The organism is Acinetobacter sp. RF14B (genome assembly GCF_006864105.1).
In the GTDB taxonomy this organism is placed as follows: domain Bacteria; phylum Pseudomonadota; class Gammaproteobacteria; order Pseudomonadales; family Moraxellaceae; genus Acinetobacter; species Acinetobacter lwoffii_C.
On sequence record NZ_SMTB01000149.1, the window covers coordinates 1 to 3,554 of the forward strand.

The following is a 3,554-nucleotide window of genomic DNA, read 5'->3' on the forward strand; positions in this document are numbered from 1 at the left end:
GATCGACCCAAGATAGTTCCAAGGCCTGATCACGGATTTTCTCCAGATCTGAACTAAAGTAGTTTTCGGTCATCAAGGGCGCAATATGCTGCATGACCTGGCGTTCCTCAGCCGCTGAACGGGTGCCAGCCACCTTCAGTTCAGCAGTTTCGGCATGGGTCATTACATTATACAGCCCGAAAATCCCGCAAGCCAAGACCACCAATGCCACCAACAAGAATACCCAGCCTCCGAAGTTGGTCAGCTTTTCTTTGGGCGTTGGTGGCTTATCGTGAATTGACGTAATCGCAGCACGTTTACGGCGCATGGATGCAGGAAGTTGAGCCATAGTCTAGTATGCCGTACCGGTTAAAGTCTGTTCCAGAATCGCGACACAGAGCTCATCAAAACTGTAGCCGACTGCTGCTGCTGCTTTAGGCACCAGAGAATGGCTGGTCATGCCCGGGACAGTATTCACCTCTAGCAACCAGAAATTGCCTTGTTCATCCTGCATCGCATCAATACGTCCCCAGCCGCTTGCACCCACTGCCTGAAAAGCACGAAGTGCCAGCACCTGCAAGTTCTGCTCTTCTGCTTCTGTCAAGCCGCACGGAATGCCATACTCCACATCATTGCGGTTATATTTGGTTTCATAGTCGTAAAAAGCCACATCCTTAGGAGGCTGCAGGCGAATGACTGGCAGAGACTGTCCATTGAGCAAAACAATGGTAAATTCACGTCCCGTAATCCACTTTTCTGCCATGACCACTGCATCGTGCTCAGTCGCTTTCACAATAGCTTCGCTAAAGTCTTCAATTTTTTCGACCTTACTCATGCCAATACTGGAGCCTTCATGCACCGGCTTGATAATCAGCGGCAGACCCAAAGCTGCCACAATTTCTTCAGGATCCGAGTCTTTGGTCACAATACGATAAGGTGCGGTCGGCAGCTCCGAACCCTGCCAGACCTGCTTGGTCTTGACCTTGTCCATACCGATGGCAGAACCCTGCACCCCTGTGCCGGTATAAGGCACATTTAACCATTCCAGCGCACCCTGAATCTGACCATCTTCACCACCGCGGCCATGCAGCACAATAAAAGCACGATCATAATTGACCAGCTCTGTGATGCTACGTTCCTGCGGATCAAAGCGCTCAGCATTAACACCTGAACGCACAAGTGCCTCAAATACAGCTGTACCACTATCTAGAGAAACCTCACGCTCTGCAGATTTACCACCCAGCAATACGGCTACTTTTCCAAATTTTGAAGCATTTGACACGTTTATATCCTTAAACTTTTTTCAATCTGATCTATTCAATCTCGCCACATCAGACGGATTATTTTACATATAAATGATTCTGGGCAAGTTCGAGCGAGATGGCTCCCACATTACCTGCGCCTTGGGTTAATAACAAGTCATTTGCTTGCAAGACCTTGTTCATCACCTGACTCAGATTCCCCTCAACCGTATCGATTAAAATTGGTTCAACTTCACCGCGTAAACGGATACTGCGCGCCAGGGCACGACTGTCAGCCCCCACAATCGGCTTTTCTCCGGCAGGATAGACATCCAGTAATAACAGCTGATCGACCTGTGACAATACATCGACAAAGTCATCAAAGCAGTCACGGGTACGGCTAAAACGGTGCGGCTGGAACATCATGACCAGACGGCGGTCCGGGTGGCTTTGACGTGCAGCTTTAATGGTGGCTTCCACCTCTTTGGGATGGTGACCATAGTCATCGACCAGCTGGACATCACCACCGTCGATCTCAAATGCACCCTGCACCTGGAAGCGCCGACCAACTCCACTAAACCCTTCCAAAGCACGGCAAATTGCGGCATCAGAGACTCCCTCGTCCGTTGCAATGCCAATCGCGGCCAAGGCATTCAAGACATTATGCAGACCGGGCTGATTGACGGTAACGTCTAAAGATTCACGGTCTTTACGCAGCACGGTAAAATGTGTACGCATCCCGTCCTGATTGACATTGACTGCACGAATGTCGTTATCTTCATTAAAACCATAGGTCAGCACCGGACGCGCAATACGCGGCATGATTTCCCGGATATTGGCATCATCGCCACACACCACGGCCAGACCATAAAATGGCAGCTTTTGCAGGAACTGAATAAAGGTATCTTTGAGTACATCGAAACTGCCCCCATACGTATCCATATGGTCGGCATCAATATTGGTCACAACGGCTGCCATCGGTTCCAGGTGCAGGAAAGAAGCATCTGACTCATCTGCTTCTGCCACGATATAACGGCTCGCACCCAAAGCAGCATTGACCCCCGTACGGTTCAGCAGACCGCCAATCACATAGGTCGGGTCCATGTTTTCTTCAGCCAGCATGCAGGTAATCAGACTGGTGGTGGTGGTTTTGCCATGGGTACCTGCGACTGCAATCCCATGACGGTAACGCATCAGTTCACCGAGCATTTCTGCACGGCGCACTACCGGAATACGATTTTCAATCGCCGCCTTGATTTCCGGGTTTTCCTGGTCAATCGCTGTAGACACCACGATGACATTGGCACCCTTGATATTGTCCGCTGTATGGCCGATATAGACCTTGATGCCATTTTCTTCCAGCTGAGCGGTGGTTTTAGACGCTTTAATATCTGAACCGGAGACTTTATAACCCTGGTTTTTGAGTACTTCCGCGATCCCGCACATGCCTGCACCGCCAATCCCCACAAAATGTATGTGTTTGATACGGCGCATTTCCGGCACTTTAATTAATTTCTTTGCTTGTTCAGCTGGCGTGGTTGGAGACATAATTTACTCGGATTACAATTCTTGAATTAAACGGACCACCTGTTGGGTCGCATCGGGTTGAGCCTGACAACGTGCTTTGACCGCCATCTCCATCAATAACTGACGGTTCAGCATCGACTCTAATAAGGTTGTTAAACTTTCTGGCGTCATACTGGCCTGCGGACAGATTTTAGCTGCGTTCAGATTGGCCAGGAATTTTGCATTTGCAGTTTGATGGTCATCAACGGCACTTGGTAATGGCACAAAAATCGCCGCCACACCGGCAGTTGCAATTTCCGTTACCGTCAAGGCCCCCGCACGGCAGATAATCAGGTCGGCATCACTATAGGCCTGCGCCATATCTTCAATAAAAGGCTGGACGTCAACCTGCAGATGAGCCGGTGCATCGGCATAACGTGCCCGGGTCGCCTCGGCCTGATTCTGGCCACACTGATGATAGATATTTAGAGGCATCTGCAACTGTTTCAGGGCCTCGGGTACCCGCTCATTTAAGGCCTGTGCCCCCAAAGAGCCGCCAACAATCAGAATCCGTAGCGGCTGACCGGCTTTTTCCCGCTCCTGATAACGCCAGGACGGATTTAAAATTTCGGTAATTTCCTTGCGTACCGGATTGCCTGTGGTTACCACTTTGGATTGTGCCGGGAAAGTCTCGGGAAAGGCCTGACATACAGTTTTCGCCACACGCGATAATTGAGTATTGGTAAAGCCAGCGACCGCATTCTGTTCATGAATGAGATCGGGAGAGGGTCGTGTAGGGGAAGGGGGGAGGAAGAGGTGTGGGGATGG

The 3,554-nt window shown here is 50.3% G+C and carries 3 protein-coding genes and 1 pseudogene; all 4 read right to left on the reverse strand.

Annotation, left to right across the window (positions count from 1 at the left end; translation table 11 throughout):
- Positions 1-328, reverse strand: a pseudogene (locus E2K52_RS13820) (FtsQ-type POTRA domain-containing protein); the annotation flags it as partial.
- Between the two features lie 3 nt (positions 329-331).
- Positions 332-1,261, reverse strand: coding sequence for a D-alanine--D-alanine ligase (locus E2K52_RS13825; RefSeq protein ID WP_151205598.1), 930 nt, complete (start codon positions 1,259-1,261; stop codon positions 332-334).
- Positions 1,262-1,319: 58 nt separating this feature from the next.
- Positions 1,320-2,768, reverse strand: coding sequence for a UDP-N-acetylmuramate--L-alanine ligase (gene murC / locus E2K52_RS13830; RefSeq protein ID WP_151205599.1), 1,449 nt, complete (start codon positions 2,766-2,768; stop codon positions 1,320-1,322).
- A gap of 12 nt (positions 2,769-2,780) precedes the next feature.
- A partial coding sequence (locus E2K52_RS13835; RefSeq protein WP_151205600.1) for a UDP-N-acetylglucosamine--N-acetylmuramyl-(pentapeptide) pyrophosphoryl-undecaprenol N-acetylglucosamine transferase occupies positions 2,781-3,554 on the reverse strand: 774 nt, incomplete at its 5' end.

Bases quoted from the DNA above. Each gene is read 5' to 3' on its own strand.
- murC (WP_151205599.1), bottom strand. From the start codon at position 2,768: ATGTCTCCAACCACGCCAGCTGAACAAGCAAAGAAATTAATTAAAGTG.